This window comes from Streptomyces sp. NPDC048111 (assembly GCF_043202815.1).
In the GTDB taxonomy this organism is placed as follows: domain Bacteria; phylum Actinomycetota; class Actinomycetes; order Streptomycetales; family Streptomycetaceae; genus Streptomyces.
On sequence record NZ_JBIDBD010000007.1, the window covers coordinates 137,864 to 153,732 of the forward strand.

The following is a 15,869-nucleotide window of genomic DNA, read 5'->3' on the forward strand; positions in this document are numbered from 1 at the left end:
GTCCCGGCGGTGGGTTCCGGTACGACGTCGCCGGCTGACTCGGGGGCCGGCACGGGGGCAGGTACGGCTCCTTCGGCCGCGTGCACCGGGGCCTCCACGACCGGGGCGGGCGGGTCCGCGCAGGCCCGTGGAGCCGAGGGCGCGCTGGACGCCACCGTCGCGTCAGCCCCGGTCTTCGCCGACGCTCCCCAAGCCGTCACTCTGGCCGCAGTCCGCGGTGCCATCGCCGTGGCCGACGACACCGCGCCGGCCATCGCCCGTGCCACTCGCGAGCTTCTCGTGGCGCTCCTGGCCGCCAACCGCCTCGAACGCGACGACCTGGTCAGTCTGATGTTCACCCAGACCCCGGACCTCACCGCCACCAATCCCGCGCTCGCCCTGCACGAGGCGGGCTGGGACCTGCCCGCGCTCTGCGCTCAGGACGCCGCCTTCGCGGGGGCGCCCGGACGCACGCTGCGGGTGCTGGCACATCTGCGCTGGGTCCGGCCCGGCCGGCCCGCCCCGGCCTACCTCGCAGGAGCGGCCCCGACGCGGCCCGACATCTGCGACGGCCCACCCATCCATCCCGACACCGTCTGAGCCGGATCCGACCCGAGTCCGAGTTCGAGCCCGAGTCCGAACCCCCGCCCGGCGCCCGGGTTCACGCCGGCGCCCGCACTCCCCTTACTTCCCGCCCCGTAGTACGCCCTCGTCCGCCGACGCGTACGCACCCTCCGAGGATTCGCCATGCCCGAAACCGCCACCCAACCCGACCTCCCCACCGCCGAGATGCCCGCGCAGCACACCATCCCCGCCCCCGCCCCGGCCCTCGCGACGGTCCTCGACACCGTCACCGCCGCCCTCGGCCCCGAGCACGTGATCCGGCCCGCAGGCGCCACCGGTGAGCCGCTGCCCGCGGAGAACAACGTCTCCGCGTTCGCCGCCCGCCCGTTGCACGCCGTTCTGCGCCCCGGCTGCGCCGAGGACGTACGGTTCGTCGTCCGCGCCTTCGACGCACACGGCGGCACCCGCGCCGGGCTGCCCGGCCTGCACGCCGTCTCCACCGGACGCAACTGGGGCCTGGGCTCGAAGGAACCGGCCGCCGGACCCGTGGTCCGCCTCGAACTCGACCGCCTCGACGCCGTCCGTGCCCTCGACACCGACGCCGGGTACGCCGTCGTCGAACCCGGCGTCACCCAGGCCGCCCTGTCCGCCCGGCTCGCGGGAAGCGAGCGCATGCTTAACGTCACCGCCTCCTCCGGCCACACCTCCTTCGTGGGCAACCTCGTCGACCGGGGAGTGGGACTGCGCCGCCAGCGCACCGAGGACTTGCTCGGCCTGGAGGCCGTCCTCCCCGACGGTCGCCTGGTGCGCACCGGCTGGTGGCCCGGTACCACCGCGGGCCGCGCCGCCAACCCGTACGGCCTGGGTCCCAGCACCCTGCACCTGTTCACCCAGTCCCCGCTCGCCGTGGTGACCGCCGCCGTAGTCCGCCTGTTGCCGCGTCCCGAGGCGCAGTGCGTGGTCCGGCTCTCCTTCGGCCGCGAGCGACTGACCGAGGCCGTGGACCTGATCCGCCGCTGGCGGGCCGGCAACCTGCTCTCCGGCGTCGTGAAGATCTACGACACCGCCTCCACCGCCACGTACGGCGGCGAGCGCGGCCACGGTTACCTCGCCCACCTGTGCGTGGACGCCACCGCCGGCACCCTCGACGCGCTGGTCGGCGCGCTCGTCGAAGAGGCCCGCGGTACCGGCCTGTTCGACCGCATCGCGGCAGGCGAGGAGCCCGCCGCCGACGACACCGTCTCCAAGGTCGTCCGGGCCGCGTACGCGGGCTCGGTCGAGTTCAACGAGGACATGCTCGCCTCCGCCACCGGCACGAGCGCGGACCTCGTCGACGCCGAGGGCAACGGCTGGCTGTTCTTCCTGCCACTGATCCCCTTCACCGGTAGGGACACCTCACGTGCCCTGTCCCTGCTCGACACCGTCCACGCCGAGACCGGCATCCGGCCCGGCGCCACCGTCAACGCACTCGACGCCGACGTCATCGACCTGGTCGTCTCGTTCCCCTTCGACCGGGCCACCCAGACCGAGGCCGCACACCGCGCGCTGGACCGGGCGTACGAGCTGTTCGCCGACTCCGGCTGGGCGCCGTACCGGCTGGACGCCGGGCACGGCGGCTGGGGCCGCGCCCACGCCCCCGACGCCGCCGACGCCGCCCTGGTCGGCGACATCGCCGCCCTGCTCGACCCGCAGCGCACGCTCGCGCCCGGCCGCTACCTCTGACCACTCCGCACCGCTCACCGAAGGAGCCCGCCATGACCATGACCACCACGACCCCGATCACCGAACCCGGCGGCGCGCACGTCGTCCCCGACACCGCAGAGGCGATCCTCGCGCACGCCCGCACCCTGGTTCCGCTGCTGCGCGAGGCCGGCCCCCGTATCGAGGCGAACCGCACCCTGCCCGCGGACATCGTCGCCCTGCTGCGCGACGGCGGTGTCTTCCGTGCCGCCATGCCCACGGTCTGGGGTGGCCCGCAACTCACGTCCATGCAGCAGTGCGAGCTCGTCGAGACCCTCGCCACCGGCGACGCCTCCACCGCCTGGTGCGCGATGATCGGCATGGATTCCGGCATCTACTCCGGCTACCTCGACGACGAGGTCGCCCGCGAGATGTACCCCTCGCTCGACCTGGCCAACTCAGGCTGGATCTACCCACAGGGCCGCGCCGTGCGTACCAAGGGCGGCTACCGGCTCACCGGCCGCTGGAAGTTCGGCTCCGGTTCCGCCCACTGCGACTGGCTCGGCGCCGGCTGCCTGGTCGTGGACGAGGACGGCAACCCCGAGCCCGACCCGCTCACCGGCGGGCCCACCCACTGGCGGGTGCTCATATCGCGGCCCGACGCCTACACCTTCCACGACACCTGGCACACCACCGGCCTGGCCGGGTCCGGCAGCCAGGACTACTCCTGCGAGGACCTGTTCGTCCCCGAGGAGCGCACCTTCAGCTTCTCCAACCCGCGCCGCACCGGCCCCCTGCACTCCAGTCCCGACGCGATCCTGCGCAAGATGTCCGGCATCCCGCTCGGCGTGGCCCGCGCCGCACTCGATCACGTACGGGAACTGGCCGCGCACCGTACCGACCGCGAGACCGGCACCCCCTGGGCGCAGGACCACCGCGTGCAGAGCACCATCGCCCAACTGGAGGGGGAGCTGCTCGCCGCCCGCTCCGGGGTGTACGCCAGCCTCACCCGCCAGTGGGACGCGCTGGCCGGCGGCACCGAGCTGACCGACGACACCCGGGTGGCCACCGCCATCGCCCGCCGGCACGCCTTCCGCACCGCCCGCGACATCGTGCAGAGCCTCTTCGACCTCGTCGGCGGGTCCTCCGTCTACAAGCCCTCGCCGCTGGACCGCTGGCTGCGCGACGCCTGGACCATGAACCAGCACGCCGTCGCCCAGGACTCGATCCTCCAGCTCACCGGCAACGTGCTGCTCGGAGGCAAGTCGACCAGCCCGTTCTTCTAGCCGGTCCGTTTCCCGTACGTCGCACAGTCCACGCCAGAGAGAAAGGTGTCACGACCCATGGCTCCCACGGATCGCGAGGGCCCGATACGCGTCGTGCTGTTCTCGGAGGTCAACTCCAAGCTCGGCTCGCCGTTCCTGAGCATGCTCCACGGCCATCCGCAGGTCGAACTGTCCGCAGTGGTCACCTCACCGCAGGGCAAACGCTGCTCCTACTTCACCGACGACCCCGAGCAGGTCGATCTGGTCACCCAGGGCGCCGCGCTCGGCGTGCCGGTGCTGAGACCCTCCTCGGTCAACCTGCCCTCCTTTGTGGAGGAGTTGGAGGGTTATGGTGCGGACTACTTCCTCGTCGCCAACTTCCAGCAGATCCTGCGTGAGCGGCTGCTGTCCGTGCCCCGGGTCACGGCAGTCAACTTCCATCCGTCCCCGCTGCCCGCGTTCGCAGGTCTCTCACCGTTCTATTGGATGATCCGTGAGGGCGCGACCGAGTCCGCGGTCTCCGCGATCGAGATGACGCCCGTCCTCGACAGCGGCGACCTGATCATGCAGCACCAGGTGCCGCTGACCGGCAGCGAGACCGCGATCGAACTGCGCACCGCCCAGGAGCGGGCCAACATCCTGATGCTCCTCGAACTCATCCCGCAGCTCGTCTCCCGCGGTTACCGCCCGATCCGGCAGGACCCCTCGCGGCGCTCGTACTTCGGCCGCCCCTCGGACGCCGACCTGCGACTGGACTTCCGCTCCGCGACCGCGGTCGTGGCACGGCACGTCCGGGCCGGCTACCGCTCGCCCGGTGCCTGGACCGCCGATGAGGCCGGCCGCCGGGTGCGGATCCTGTCCGTCGACCCCGAGCCCGCCGACGCACCCGGCCGACCGTCTGTTCCGGGTCTCGTCGTGCACACCGCGGCGGGCCGGGTCCTCGTGGGCTGCGCCGACGGCTGGCTCGAGGTGCTGACCACCGAGTGCGACGGCCGGGAGACCGCGGCCGGCAGCACCGGACAGCTGCCCGACGGCACTCGCCTCGGCTCACCGCACCCACCGGCCCCGGTACGGCCGGTCTGCGCACCCGGCCCGCTTTCCGCGTCCGGCCCGGCTCCCGCCACACCATCCGTTTCCGTCCCCGTCTCCTGAGGTCCGTACCCCATGTCACTGAACGAACAGCTCCACGGCGAGCACCCGCCGACCATCGGCAAGGTGCTGCATATCCCGTCGGGCCAGGGCCCCTCGGTCTGGCTCAACGGTGACGTCTACACCGTCAAGGTCGACACCGCGCAGTCCGGCGGGACCGTCACGCTGCTGGAGGCATCCGTTCCGCCGGGCGGCGGTCCGCCCGCCCACGACCACCGCAACGAGGACGAGGCCTTCTACCTCCTCGAAGGCGAACTCGAGTTCTACGCCGACGGTCAGACTTACGACGTACGCGCCGGCGACTTCGTCTTCGTGCCCAAGGGCACCGTGCACCGCTTCCGCAACAAGGGCCTGCACGCCGCCAAACAGCTGCTGATCTTCACGCCCAGCGGCTTCGAGGAGTTCTTCCTCCAGGCCGGTGTCACGGCCCGCCCCGGCGAGCCGATCCCTGTCTTCGACCCGGCCGACAACCCGCAGGCCAAGGCGATCGCCGAGTCGCTCGGCTCCTACCAGATCGCCGAGGCGACCGGACCCGACCGGCACGACGCCGAGCCGGCCGCCACCGACCAGGACGCCGAGTCGTACCACCCCGGCGATGCCGGGTCGCCCGGAGCCCCGCAGCCCGGTCCGGCCCGCGGCACGAACGGAGTGTGAGCCATGCCCTTCGCCATCTACGTCCTGGGCCTGGGCATCTTCACCATGGTCACCAGCGAGTTCCTGGTGGCCGGCCTCATGCCTCAGCTCTCCGACGACCTGAGCGCCGGAATCCCGCAGATCGGCTACCTGGTCTCCATCTACGCCGCCGCCATGGCCCTGGGCGGCCCCCTGCTGACCGGCTTCCTGCTGAGGCTGCGTCAGAAGACCGCCCTGATATTCCTGTACGTCGTCTTCCTCGCCGGCCAGGCGCTGGGCGCGCTTGCCACCAGCTACGGTCTGATGGTCGCCGCCCGGCTGGTCACCGGAGCCGCCTCCGGCGCGTTCTTCGGCGTCGCGCTCGCCGTGTGCGTGCGCATCACCGGGCCCGAGGTGCGCGGCCGGGCCACCTCCATCGTGCTCGGCGGCCTGATGGTGGGCACCGTGCTCGGCCTGCCGCTGTCGCAGCTGGCAGGGGAGCACTACGGCTGGCGGTTCGCGTTCTGGGCGGTGGCGGCTCTGGCGGCGCTGTCCCTCGCCGTCACCTGCGGCGCGGTTCCGGCACTGGCGAAGGAGGAGTCCGACGGCGCAGGCGGTTCCGTGCGGTCCGAGCTGGGCGCGTTCCGCAATGCCCGGCTGTGGGCCGCGTTCGCCACCAGCATGCTGATCATCGGGGCCACTTTCGCGGCCTTCTCGTACTTCGTGCCGATCCTCACCGACGTCACCGGCTTCGCCGCGGGCACCGTCCCGCTGCTGCTGGTGCTCTACGGCGCCGCTACCGTCGTCGGCAACGCCGTGGTGGGACGGCTCGCCGACCGTCACACCATGGCGGTGCTCGCCTGCGGCCTTGCGCTGAACACCGTATTCCTGACGCTGTTCGCGCTCGGCGCGGGCAACGCGGCGACGGCGCTGACCGCGATGACAGGCATCGGGCTGGTCGGCGTGACCATGAACCCGGCGATGGTGACGCGCGTGATGCGCACCGCCAACGACCGGCCGCTGGTCAACACCGTCCACACCTCCTTCATCACCCTCGGCGTGGTCGTCGGTTCCTGGGTCGGCGGCATCGGCGTCGCGCACTGGGGCTTGCGCGCCCCGCTGTGGACGGGCGCGGCCATGGCCGTCCTGGGGCTGCTGACGCTGCTGCCCGAAGTCCTGCGCCGCACCGCCCCGTCCGCGTCCCCCGCCGCGACATCCTCGCTCCCGGCGACCGAAAGGCCGACCCGTGTCTGACCCCACCATGCCGTTTCCCGCACTCGCGCAGAGCCGAGTCGCCCTCGTGACCGGCGCCAGCCGCGGCATCGGCGCGGGCATCGCCCGGCGGCTCGCCGCGGAGGGGATCCGGGTGGCACTCACCTACACCCGAGACGCCGCAGCCGCCGATGACGTGGTCGCCGCGATCGAGCGGGCGGGCGGCACCGCGCTGGCGATCCGGGCCGACGCCGCCGGGCACGAGGGGCCGGCCACCGCGGTCGAGGACGCCGTCGCGCACTTCGGCCGTCTCGACATCCTGGTGAACAACGCCGGGTACATGGACCTCAGCGGGGCCGAGCTGACCGACGTCACCCCCGAGGTGGTCGACCGGACGCTGCACGTCAACGTGCGCGGCGCGCTGCTCACCGCGCAGGCCGCCGCCCGGCATCTGCCCGACGGCGGCAGGATCGTGAACATCGGCTCCTGCCTCGGCGAGCGGGTGCCGGGCGGCGGGACGACCCCGTACGCCGTCAGCAAGGCCGCGATCCTGGGTCTGACCCGGGGACTGGCGCGGGACCTGGGGCCGCGCGGGATCACCGTCAACCAGGTGAGCCCCGGCCCGGTCGACACCGACATGAACCCGGCTGACGGTCCCACGGCCGACTTCCAGCGCGCCGGCACCGCGTTGGGCCGCTACGGCACTCCGTCCGACATCGCAGAGGCGGTCGCCTACCTCGTCTCGCCTGGCGCCGCGTTCGTCACGGGCGCCACCCTCGCGGTGGACGGGGGGACCACCGCCTGACGTACGTCCCGGGGGGTGGTGGCCGGGCCGACGAGGGACGGCCCGGCCCCTTCGGTTTGCGCGAAGCAGGGGCAGCCGCGCCGGCGCAGCGCGCCGGCGTGCGCGCATCGGCACGGGAGACCGCTCGATGACGGGCGCGGACGAGCACCGGATGATGTGCGTCAATCGCAACATTTCCGCGACACGGCCTGTCATTGCGAGGCCCTATTGCCGAGAGAGCCGCAATTCAAAGGCGTTAATCGCCCAGGCCCAGCATTTCGATGATCGCTTCGACTTCGCGGCGATATACCTGGGACGGATCGACAATCTGCTGGCCAAGGTGGCCGAACACCTCCAGCATCACCGGCCCGTACATCCGCCCCCAGATGCGCAGGGTCAGACCGAGTGCCTGCGGTGGCAGGTGCGGGAACTTCTCGCGGGCCGGGGCCGCCAGGGATTCCTGGAAGTCGGCCCACTCGGCCTTGTCCTCGCGGAGCGTCGCCGGCGCGTGGTCCCAGGCGCCGGCGACCACGTCCAGCAGCGCCATGCAACATCGTCGCGCCGCTTCCGTGACGTCCTCCGGCGGGCTGAAGCCGGGCAGGCCGTCGCCGTAGATCAACCGGAACGCCGCCGGGTTCGCGACCGACCAGGTGCGGAACGTTTCACACACCGCGCGTACCCGGTCGGCCGCCTCCTCGGGTGGGAGTGCGGCCAGTGCGGCCTCGTGGGAGTCGGCCAGCTCGTTGTATGCGTCTGCCGCCAGCGTGGAAATCAGCTGGTCGCGGGTGTCGAAGTAGCCGTACAGCGCCGCCGCCGTCATGCCCAGTTCGCGGGCGATCCCGCGCAGTGTGATACCTGCCGGGCCCGATTCCGTCAGCGCCTTCAAGGCCGCTTCCTTGATCTCCGCGATCGTCTGTTGGCGGAGCCGCGCGCGACGGGTGGGCTTTGGTTCCATGCTGGTTCCTCCTGGTGGGGGGCAGAACTATACGGCGTTCGGTTCGCAGCGTACTCCTGGTAAGCTAAACGCCGTTAATAAACTGATTGGCGCTCCCCCCTCGCCTTTTGTGGGCCTGCGCTATTGCTCCCGTTTTCGCCCGGCTCCTACCTTCTGGCGGGAGAGCAATCGGTCGCGCGCCACACGCTGCCGCTGGTACCCACGCGAAAACGCCACGCCCCCTCACCAGGGCTTCCGTATCGGCCGGCCATGAACCAGCAGCCGATTCCGGGACGGCCTGCCAGGCCTAAAGGCCGAGCGGAAGAGGAGCGAGGGCCCCGCCGACAGGGGCATCCCTCCAGCCTCGACATCATCGGCACCTCCGACCGCGCTACAAGGGGGACAACACCTCGTCAGCCCTGCTCGGCAAGTTGAACAAACCCCAAGACCGCCGACTCGGGGCGCTGAAGCCGGCGCTCCAGCCATGCAGCGATGTCCGTGATGACCGCCGCGTCCACGTGCTGGGGCGTCATGTACCCGGCGGGCGTCGAGGGTCCTGTCCCGGGGAAGAAAAGGTGGTCGTCGGCTTCGTAGATGTGGATGGTGACGTCCGGGTGCCCGGTCAGTCCCGCTTGCCAGAGGGCCAAGTCGTGCTCGACGGTGACCTGGTAATCGCGTCCGCCCTGGAGGATCAGCAGCGGCTTGTGCTGGCGGGCGGCGGTGGCAACGGGGTCATAGGAGCGCAGGTCGAGCCAGTACGAGGCGGGAAGGCCGAAGGGCAGGTCCTCCCGGGGCGTCCTGGGTGACAGGGTGCTCTCGACTGTCGCAGCCTGGCGAGTGATCTCCGCAAGGACCGCCTCGGAGCGCGGGCCGGGGTCGAGAGCGGCAAGGTGGCTCACGACCCGGACGGCCGCCCGGTGCATGGGCTCGGCGTCACCCGCCAGGATCACGACGCCCGCGACGGACGGCTCGGCCTCGGCGATCCGCGGCGCGACCTTGCCACCCATGCTGTGCCCTGCGATGAACACCCGGTCGGCATCGACGCGCGGCTCCGCCTGGAGCAGACGCACGGCGGCGACAGCGTAGGGAACGTATTCGCGTGTCATCGTGAAGTCGTCTGCGGCAGCCACCTGCGCCGCGTGCGTGAACGTCACCTTGTCATGGCGCAACACCGCAACGCCGCGGCTGGCCAGACCCCACGCGATGTCCTTCAGGGGCTTGTTGGGGCCGCTGGTCGCGTCCCGGTCGAAGGGGCCTCCGCCGCTCAAGAGCACGACCCCGGGCCACGGACCGTCACCACGCGGAACAGTGATGGTCCCGGCCACTGCGAGAGGGCCCACTCCGAGTGTGACCTCCCGTTCCTCGAAGGCGTCCGGATCCGCGTAGGAGGGTGGCGCCCACGGTTCGCCGGCGGCGGGCGCGAGGCGCAGCCCGTTCAACAGGCCGGCGGAGTCGACGGACATGACGGCGGTGAACTGTCCCCGCTCGCAGACCACGGGCACGCTGACCCGAACCAAGTCCGGCCGCAGGGCCTCACTCGACGGTTCGCCGAGGTCGGTGACCGAGCCGGTGGCCGCGGTCTCGGCGAGCCAGGCCGCCTGAAGGGCCTCGACGGTCACCGCGGCACGCAACGGCGGGCTGAACAACGCAATGACCTCCCCGAAACGGCCATCGCGTGCCCACTGAACCACCCGCACGGCGATCTGCTCAGAAGTCTGCATCCCCCCACCTTTCTTATGTTTGAGAAAGGTAGCATGCATGAGAAAGTTGAGGCATGGACACCCTGGAACTCCTGGCGCATCCCGTCCGCCTCCGTGTGGTCCACGCGCTGCGCGGCGGGCGGACTCTGACCACCGGCCAGTTGTGCGCTCTGATCCCGGACGCATCCAAGGCGACCGTCTACCGGCACGTCGACCTTCTCGTAGCGGGCGGGATCCTCGACGTCGCCGGCGAACGCCGAGTGCGGGGTGCCACCGAACGCAGCTACCAGCTACGGCAGGAACACACGGGCATCGACGCGGATTCCATGCGCGCGCTCACCCCGCAGCACCACGAACGGGCTTTCGCTGCCGCCATGGCAGCCCTGGCCGCGGAGTTCGGCGCCTACCTGGAGCGCGAAGGCAGCGACCCCGTGGACGACCTCGTCGGCTATCGCCAGCACGCGATCTGGCTCAGCAGGGACGAGCTCGTGGCACTGATCGGCGCGATGCAAGCCGCCATCGCACCCCTCCTCGCCAACGAACCATCACCGGAACGCACCCGCTACCTCCTCAGCCCCATCCTGTTCCCTGCCGAGCAGGCCGAACAGGCCGAACAGCACGATTCGTCATAGCCGACACGACCGCTCAGCGCATCCCTCACCCGCTGGCAAGCAACATCGCCTGCCGCCTCTCATGAGAAGAAGACGAAGATCGAGGGCATCGACCCGACCCTGGCCTTCGTCCGCACCAAGGAGATTGACGCGGCCCGACTCGCGCTCCGAACGCTGTCACCCGCGGCATCCGAACCGTCCCGGACCCGCACAGATGGAGCCCACGGCCGGACGTCGGCAGTGACACTCCCGAAAGGCGGACGCCACGTCGTGAGTGAATAGGGGGCATGCTCTTCGACTTCACGCTCGACCACGAGGGTGAACGGCTCAGCGGTGTGTACGGCGGTGTGTACGGCGGTGAGCCTTCCAGGGCCACCGCCGTGGTGCTGCATGGCGCGGGCAACAGCAGCATGGAACGACTGCTCCCGCTGGTACAGGAGTTCGTGGCCCACGGCTGCCGGGGGGTCGCCTTCGACTTCTCCGGGCACGGCCAAAGCACCGGAAGCCTCAGTGAGTTAAGCCTGCGGCGACGGTTCGAGCAGGCCGTCGCGGTGATCGACGCGTATGGCGGGGCGGAGGGGCCGCTGGTACTGGTGGGTTTCAGCATGAGCGGGCAGACGGTGGCGGATCTCGTCGCCCATTACGGGGATCGGGTGACTGCGCTCGGGCTGTGCGCGCCCGCCGTGTATGCCGCCGAGGCGTGGGACGCGCCCTTCGCGGACGGGGAGGGCCGGTTCAGCAGGATCATCCGGCGACCGGACAGCTGGCGTGGGACGCCCGCGTTTCAGGTGCTGCGGGCGTACGAGGGCCGGGCGGTGCTCGCCGTGCCGGGCACGGACACGGTGATCCCGTCCGCGGTGACCGATGCCGTACAGGACGCACTGGCGGCCCGCGCCCAGTACACGCGGTTCGTCCTTCCGGACGCCCAGCATCAGTTGGGAATGTGGTTCCGCGATCACGGCGACGACCGGCGGAAGTTCGTGGAGGCGGTGCTGACCGGCCTCGACGACCACGGCTGGTCAGGTTCGCCCTGCTGTGACGCGCCGTCCCCATAGCTCCGGGTGGCGCGTGGTACGTCAGGCTTTGCGGGCGGCTGAGCGTGCGCGGGTCGGCGAAATCGATGACGGCGACAAGCAGCGGCTACTGACGATCGCCGCCGACGCACCGGATCCGTGGTGATCTGGCGCCGGGCCGAGATGGCGCCGTTGTCGACGCCGCCGACCACCCCACCCGCAAGGCCCGGCGCAGCATGGTCAGCGGCTGCGTCCGGTGGCGGAACCAGGACACCACCGACAAGCACCTCGAAGCCCGCGGGAGGAGGGTCGATGCGGACTGGCCTCAACAGCCGCAGCAACAGGCGACGTCACCACAGGTGAAGGAAGTCCCGGACATCGTCACGGCCGTCGAGAGCCCGACCGTCCACATCTGACGGGTCCGCCTCCGCCCGCTCCGCCAGTGACTCCGCCAAAGCACGGGCCTCGTCGCTGAGACGGCCAAAGCGTCGAGCGGTATGGCCCAGGCACAGTCCAGCCAGCCCGAGCAGCGGACTACCTGGCACGGCCCGCGTCCCGACCTGCACGCACCAGTGCTCGACGAACCCCGCGTCGTCGTCGTTCAACGCTGTGCCAACCAGGACTTCTGCCGCCTCGCCCTCTGCTGAGCGGTCACGCAGGGCACGCTCCAACGTCTCGACCACCACCCCGTGGGGCAGAGGGGGAGGGTTCTCGAAGCTCAGATGAGAATGCACCCCGCGAGACTACGCGGACCGCATTCAACGGCCACCTGCCGCAGACCCGCAACCTCGTCACCTGGGCCAAGTCGTTCTTTCCCGCACGATCAATACCGTGAGCAGGCCCAAAGGGGCGAAGAGGCTCGCGTTCCTGCCGACGGGGGCGAGTGGTGCAAAGAAGTCTGGATGGCTGTCGCAGGCGCGACGGAGCGTGCGCGACTACGAGGCGGGGCCGGAGCGCTCCGCAGCGGTGCTCCCCTGGCCTCGATGACGCTCAGACCTGCCCCCAACGCCGCTCCGCCGCGTCCGCCCCCTGCACTTCGGGCTGCTCAAACGGCTGTGCATCGGCTCCGACGTTCAACACGACTGGTGTCGTCGCTGTCGCTGCCTGCCCGGGCCGGGCCGGCTGATCGCGGCAGCGACCATCCCCAGTGCGGGGACCAGGACGAAGGCAGCCTTGCTTCCCTCCGCCTCGGCGAGATGGGCGAACAGAGCAGCCCCGGCCGCGCCGCCGATCATGTCGACGGTGCTGAGCCAGGACATGGTTTCGGTGACACGGTTCTGAGGAGCCAGCGCGCCGCCTGTAGTGCGCAAGGCTGCGAAGAGTGAGCCGATCAGGAGACCGGCCAGCGGGCAGACCACGAGAACGGTCACCGGAGAGAGCTGCGTGGCGGCGGCGAGGACGGCACACCCCGCGGCGAACAACCCCAGCAAAAGCGGCAGGCTGAGTCTGTGGACTAGGCGGTTGGCGGCCGCGCCCAGGGCAAAACTGCCCAGCACGCTGCCGACGGCGAGAATTCCTAGGTACGACCCGGTCAGGTGCTCCGCGTGGACCTGCCGCGCGTAGATCGGCAACAGGACGTCCATGGCGGTGACCGTCATGACGAACAGGGCATCGGCAACCAGCACACGACACAGGGCGAATGATGTCAGCACCCCCAGCCACCGTCCGCCCGGTGCGGAACGTGCCGGCACCGCAGCGGTATGCGCCACCAGCGAGACGGCCAGAACGGTCATGGCCGAGATGACCACGTAGGGCAGCAAGGGGGAGAAGGACAGGCTGAGCCAGCTCGCGCAGACCGGGCCAATGATCAGGGCGGTACCCATCATGGAAGCGTCGAGTGCCATGGCCGTGCCGAGGGTCATGGTGTCGGTGACGCTGTGCCACAGCGAGCGCATCATGACTGCGACCGGTGGAGTGGTCATGCCGGCGGCTGCCGCCGAGGCACAGATGACTGGGGTGCCCGCGCCGCCTCGTACGGTAACGATCATGGTGGCAGTAGTGGTGAGATGGGCCAGGAGCATCACGAACAACACCGGACGTGCCGCGTAGCGGTCGATGAGCCGGCCTCGCAGCGGTGCGGTCAGCCCCTGTCCCAGCGTGGAGCAGGACACTGCAAGTCCGGCAGTCGCGTAGGTCGTGGAGCTGCTGACCAACAGGAGCAGGCTCAGGCTGGTCATGCCGGCCGCCAGTTTCGACGCCATACCAGTTGCGGCCATGCGCCAGAATCCGGGCACCCGCATGAGCGCGTGGTAGTCGCCCAGGAGCCGGGAAGGCGCAGGCGCTGCGGAACGTGCAGGAGTGGCAGAAATGCGTAAGCGTGTCACTGGTGCGCCATCCGAAAGTGCAGGGCTTCGCAGACCCAGGCGAGGGCGGGGGCCAGGCTCTCGGGTGCAGGCCAGCCGTTGACGACGGCGAGTAGGGACAAGTAGCGGTCCCGGCGCGGATCGTTCATCTGCTCGAGTCGGCACGCGAGGCGGCGGTGGAGTTCTTCGGGGTCCTGTGGGGCCGTGGCCGCGAGGATGCGTGCGTAGTGCGCTCCGAGCGCGGTGACGATCGGCGTTGCCGTGGGCGAGCTCGGTTCGATGCCGGACTCGATGGCCGGGGTGACCTGCGCTCGGACTGCCTCGGCGAGGATCCGGGGCAGCCCGTTGGTGTCGTCCGGAGCCCGGTCCACGGCGAGGTCCTGCGCCATACGGTGAAGGGAGGCGCGGAATTCATGGTTCTGGATCAGCTCGGCCAGCTCTATCCACGCCTCGATCTGCGCGGGATCGGGATCATCGGGGAGTTCGGGAGTCAGTGAGCGGCTGACGCCGGTGAAGGCGGGGTGCTCGTGCAGTCCGTCGAACACGGACGCCAGGAAGTCGTCGATCAGGTGCTGTCGTTCGGCTTCGGACAGTTGAGCAAGGCGGTGCATGTCGTCCAGCTCCCGGGGAGTCGCGCCGCGTCGGGCCACGGCGGTGAGTACGGCGCGACGCTGACGCAGCACACGGATCTGCACGTCGAGGGCCTCGGCATGCGTTTGCGCGACACGGGCAAGCGAGACCTCCTGACCCATCACCTGCCGGATCGTCGCGAGACCGATTCCCAACTCGCGCAGCGTGCGCACGAGTTCGAGACGGGCTACAGCGTCAGCACCGTACAGGCGGTAGCCGGCCGTGCTGCGGTCAGTGGGCGGCACGATTCCGGAGTCGGCGTAGAACCTGATGGCCTTCACCGTCAGACCCGTCCGCCGGGCCAAATCACCGATCGAGTGGAGCGTCTCGCCGTTCATGCCCTCACTCTGACCTCTCCCCCCACGGGAGACTCAAGCCCCCCCCGAGGTGCGGGTCGCCGTGGACGGCCAAGTCGTGCCGGGCGCCCTCGACGCTCCACCGGCCGGGCGAACATCACCCGGAACCGGTGGGGTCTCGACGCGTACGAAGGTGTCCGCCGTGCCGTGCATTCTTGGCAGCGGCTCCCGCGCCCCGGCCAGGATCGCCTGAGTGCCCAGATGGAACACGTCGTTCAGTACCGCCCGGTTCACCGCGAACGGAGACTTTTCCGCGCAGCCGGGCCCTCAAGCCGAACCGCGATGTCCCCGGACAGGTAGACGTCCGACCAGCCCGGCGTGGTCACGCCCAAGCCGGCCAGGCCAGGCGATGAGGACGTGGCCGAAGCCGAATGTGGCGCCCAGTAGTGATCCGAAGCCCGGTACGGCGATGCGGGCCAGGCTGAGGACGAGGCGTAGTGAAGCGTTTGCCTCCTGCAGGGTGGTGACGGGGACGAGTTCGACGAGCAGTCCCTGGAAGGCGGTTGGACGGTCGCGGTCGCTGCGCCGGTGGTGGCGAACATCCAGAGCGCTGTGTGGTGGGGCGCTGCGGTGAGAAGGGTTCCCAGGAGCGCCCGGACGCTTGCGAGAACGATGTTTGCACTGATGGCGAGGGTCTTGCGGGGGAGGCGGTCGGCGAGTACTCCGCCGTAGGGGCCGAGGAGCATCTGTGTGGCGACGGAGCAGCCGAGGGCCAGGCCGGCGGAGATGCCGCTGCCTCCGGTCTGGAGGACGGCGAGTTCGGTGTCGACGCTGGTGAAGGTGGCGCCGGGGGTGCTCAGCGCGTCCTGGTAGGGGGCTGCTCGCGGGGCGGGTGCGGGCCGCCGGGTGGATCCTTTCAGGACGTGGGAGTAGGCGGCGGTCGGGTCGTCGCGGGCGCCGTTGATGATGGTCAGGCGGCTCTGCACGGCTTCGGTCACCGCCCGGCAGAGGGCGACGCTGGGGGAGGAGTGGGCGCCCGATCCTGCTGTGAGGAGGGCGAAGTCCTCGCTCCATACGAACGCGGCGAAGCAGGGGACCTGCCACCGGGTCGGGATCGCGGCTATGTCGAGGAACACG

At 70.5% G+C, this 15,869-nt stretch carries 15 protein-coding genes; 10 read left to right on the top strand and 5 right to left on the bottom strand.

What is annotated here, in order from left to right; translation table 11 throughout:
• The first annotated feature begins 9 nt into the window (after positions 1-9).
• The 7 genes from ACGF3I_RS15325 (at position 10) to ACGF3I_RS15355 (ending at position 7,266) form a co-directional block, all read left to right on the top strand.
• Entirely contained in the window at positions 10-579 is a 570-nt protein-coding gene (locus ACGF3I_RS15325; RefSeq protein ID WP_393132030.1) for a chorismate mutase, read from the top strand.
• Positions 580-726: 147 nt separating this feature from the next.
• Entirely contained in the window at positions 727-2,265 is a 1,539-nt protein-coding gene (locus tag ACGF3I_RS15330) for an FAD-binding oxidoreductase (RefSeq protein WP_393132032.1), read from the top strand.
• 32 nt (positions 2,266-2,297) lie between these two features.
• Complete coding sequence (locus ACGF3I_RS15335; RefSeq protein WP_393132034.1) at positions 2,298-3,509, top strand: acyl-CoA dehydrogenase family protein; 1,212 nt, start codon at positions 2,298-2,300, stop codon at positions 3,507-3,509.
• 57 nt (positions 3,510-3,566) lie between these two features.
• A complete protein-coding gene (locus ACGF3I_RS15340) occupies positions 3,567-4,640 on the top strand; it encodes a methionyl-tRNA formyltransferase (RefSeq protein WP_393132036.1) in 1,074 nt (357 codons plus the stop codon).
• A 12-nt stretch (positions 4,641-4,652) separates the two neighbouring features.
• Positions 4,653-5,291 (top strand): quercetin 2,3-dioxygenase, encoded by a 639-nt coding sequence (locus ACGF3I_RS15345; protein WP_393132038.1) that lies wholly within the window; start codon positions 4,653-4,655, stop codon positions 5,289-5,291.
• A 3-nt stretch (positions 5,292-5,294) separates the two neighbouring features.
• Positions 5,295-6,503: an MFS transporter gene (locus ACGF3I_RS15350; RefSeq protein ID WP_393132040.1), complete on the top strand. Its 1,209-nt coding sequence runs from the start codon at positions 5,295-5,297 to the stop codon at positions 6,501-6,503.
• Entirely contained in the window at positions 6,496-7,266 is a 771-nt protein-coding gene (locus ACGF3I_RS15355; RefSeq protein ID WP_393132042.1) for an SDR family NAD(P)-dependent oxidoreductase, read from the top strand. Before ACGF3I_RS15350 ends, ACGF3I_RS15355 begins: the two co-directional genes overlap by 8 nt.
• Positions 7,267-7,501: 235 nt before the next feature.
• On the opposite strand, the gene ACGF3I_RS15360 is transcribed toward ACGF3I_RS15355, so the two are convergent.
• Positions 7,502-8,200, bottom strand: coding sequence for a TetR/AcrR family transcriptional regulator (locus tag ACGF3I_RS15360; RefSeq protein ID WP_393132044.1), 699 nt, complete (start codon positions 8,198-8,200; stop codon positions 7,502-7,504).
• Between the two features lie 392 nt (positions 8,201-8,592).
• Positions 8,593-9,939: a hypothetical protein gene (locus ACGF3I_RS15365; protein ID WP_393132046.1), complete on the bottom strand. Its 1,347-nt coding sequence runs from the start codon at positions 9,937-9,939 to the stop codon at positions 8,593-8,595.
• Positions 9,940-9,953: 14 nt separating this feature from the next.
• Between ACGF3I_RS15365 and ACGF3I_RS15370 the strand changes: the two genes are divergently transcribed.
• The 3 genes from ACGF3I_RS15370 to ACGF3I_RS15380 all read left to right on the top strand — a co-directional run bounded on the left by ACGF3I_RS15370 (position 9,954) and on the right by ACGF3I_RS15380 (position 12,150).
• On the top strand, positions 9,954-10,511 hold the full coding sequence (locus ACGF3I_RS15370; RefSeq protein ID WP_393132048.1) for a helix-turn-helix domain-containing protein: 558 nt from the start codon (positions 9,954-9,956) through the stop codon (positions 10,509-10,511).
• A gap of 266 nt (positions 10,512-10,777) precedes the next feature.
• A complete protein-coding gene (locus ACGF3I_RS15375) occupies positions 10,778-11,545 on the top strand; it encodes an alpha/beta fold hydrolase (RefSeq protein ID WP_393132050.1) in 768 nt (255 codons plus the stop codon).
• A 455-nt stretch (positions 11,546-12,000) separates the two neighbouring features.
• Positions 12,001-12,150, top strand: coding sequence for a hypothetical protein (locus ACGF3I_RS15380; protein ID WP_393132052.1), 150 nt, complete (start codon positions 12,001-12,003; stop codon positions 12,148-12,150).
• Between the two features lie 426 nt (positions 12,151-12,576).
• Here ACGF3I_RS15380 and ACGF3I_RS15385 read toward each other — a convergent pair whose 3' ends face one another.
• The 3 genes from ACGF3I_RS15385 to ACGF3I_RS15395 all read right to left on the bottom strand — a co-directional run bounded on the left by ACGF3I_RS15385 (position 12,577) and on the right by ACGF3I_RS15395 (position 15,868).
• On the bottom strand, positions 12,577-13,743 hold the full coding sequence (locus ACGF3I_RS15385; RefSeq protein ID WP_393132054.1) for an MFS transporter: 1,167 nt from the start codon (positions 13,741-13,743) through the stop codon (positions 12,577-12,579).
• An 80-nt stretch (positions 13,744-13,823) separates the two neighbouring features.
• Positions 13,824-14,774 carry a MerR family transcriptional regulator gene (locus ACGF3I_RS15390; protein ID WP_393132056.1) on the bottom strand — a complete coding sequence of 317 codons (951 nt, stop codon included), beginning with the start codon at positions 14,772-14,774 and terminating at the stop codon, positions 13,824-13,826.
• Positions 14,775-15,022: 248 nt separating this feature from the next.
• Positions 15,023-15,868, bottom strand: coding sequence for a YcaO-like family protein (locus tag ACGF3I_RS15395; RefSeq protein WP_393132058.1), 846 nt, complete (start codon positions 15,866-15,868; stop codon positions 15,023-15,025).
• Position 15,869 lies beyond the last annotated feature (1 nt).

Excerpts from the sequence above, each read along its gene's own strand:
- ACGF3I_RS15365 (WP_393132046.1), bottom strand. The coding sequence starts at position 9,939 with ATGCATGCTACCTTTCTCAAACATAAGAAAGGTGGGGGGATGCAGACT.
- ACGF3I_RS15360 (WP_393132044.1), bottom strand. The coding sequence starts at position 8,200 with ATGGAACCAAAGCCCACCCGTCGCGCGCGGCTCCGCCAACAGACGATC.
- ACGF3I_RS15330 (WP_393132032.1), top strand. The coding sequence starts at position 727 with ATGCCCGAAACCGCCACCCAACCCGACCTCCCCACCGCCGAGATGCCC.
- ACGF3I_RS15350 (WP_393132040.1), top strand. The coding sequence starts at position 5,295 with ATGCCCTTCGCCATCTACGTCCTGGGCCTGGGCATCTTCACCATGGTC.
- ACGF3I_RS15340 (WP_393132036.1), top strand. The coding sequence starts at position 3,567 with ATGGCTCCCACGGATCGCGAGGGCCCGATACGCGTCGTGCTGTTCTCG.
- ACGF3I_RS15335 (WP_393132034.1), top strand. The coding sequence starts at position 2,298 with ATGACCATGACCACCACGACCCCGATCACCGAACCCGGCGGCGCGCAC.
- ACGF3I_RS15370 (WP_393132048.1), top strand. The coding sequence starts at position 9,954 with ATGGACACCCTGGAACTCCTGGCGCATCCCGTCCGCCTCCGTGTGGTC.
- ACGF3I_RS15375 (WP_393132050.1), top strand. The coding sequence starts at position 10,778 with ATGCTCTTCGACTTCACGCTCGACCACGAGGGTGAACGGCTCAGCGGT.
- ACGF3I_RS15380 (WP_393132052.1), top strand. The coding sequence starts at position 12,001 with ATGGCCCAGGCACAGTCCAGCCAGCCCGAGCAGCGGACTACCTGGCAC.
- ACGF3I_RS15390 (WP_393132056.1), bottom strand. The coding sequence starts at position 14,774 with ATGAACGGCGAGACGCTCCACTCGATCGGTGATTTGGCCCGGCGGACG.
- ACGF3I_RS15385 (WP_393132054.1), bottom strand. The coding sequence starts at position 13,743 with ATGCGGGTGCCCGGATTCTGGCGCATGGCCGCAACTGGTATGGCGTCG.
- ACGF3I_RS15345 (WP_393132038.1), top strand. The coding sequence starts at position 4,653 with ATGTCACTGAACGAACAGCTCCACGGCGAGCACCCGCCGACCATCGGC.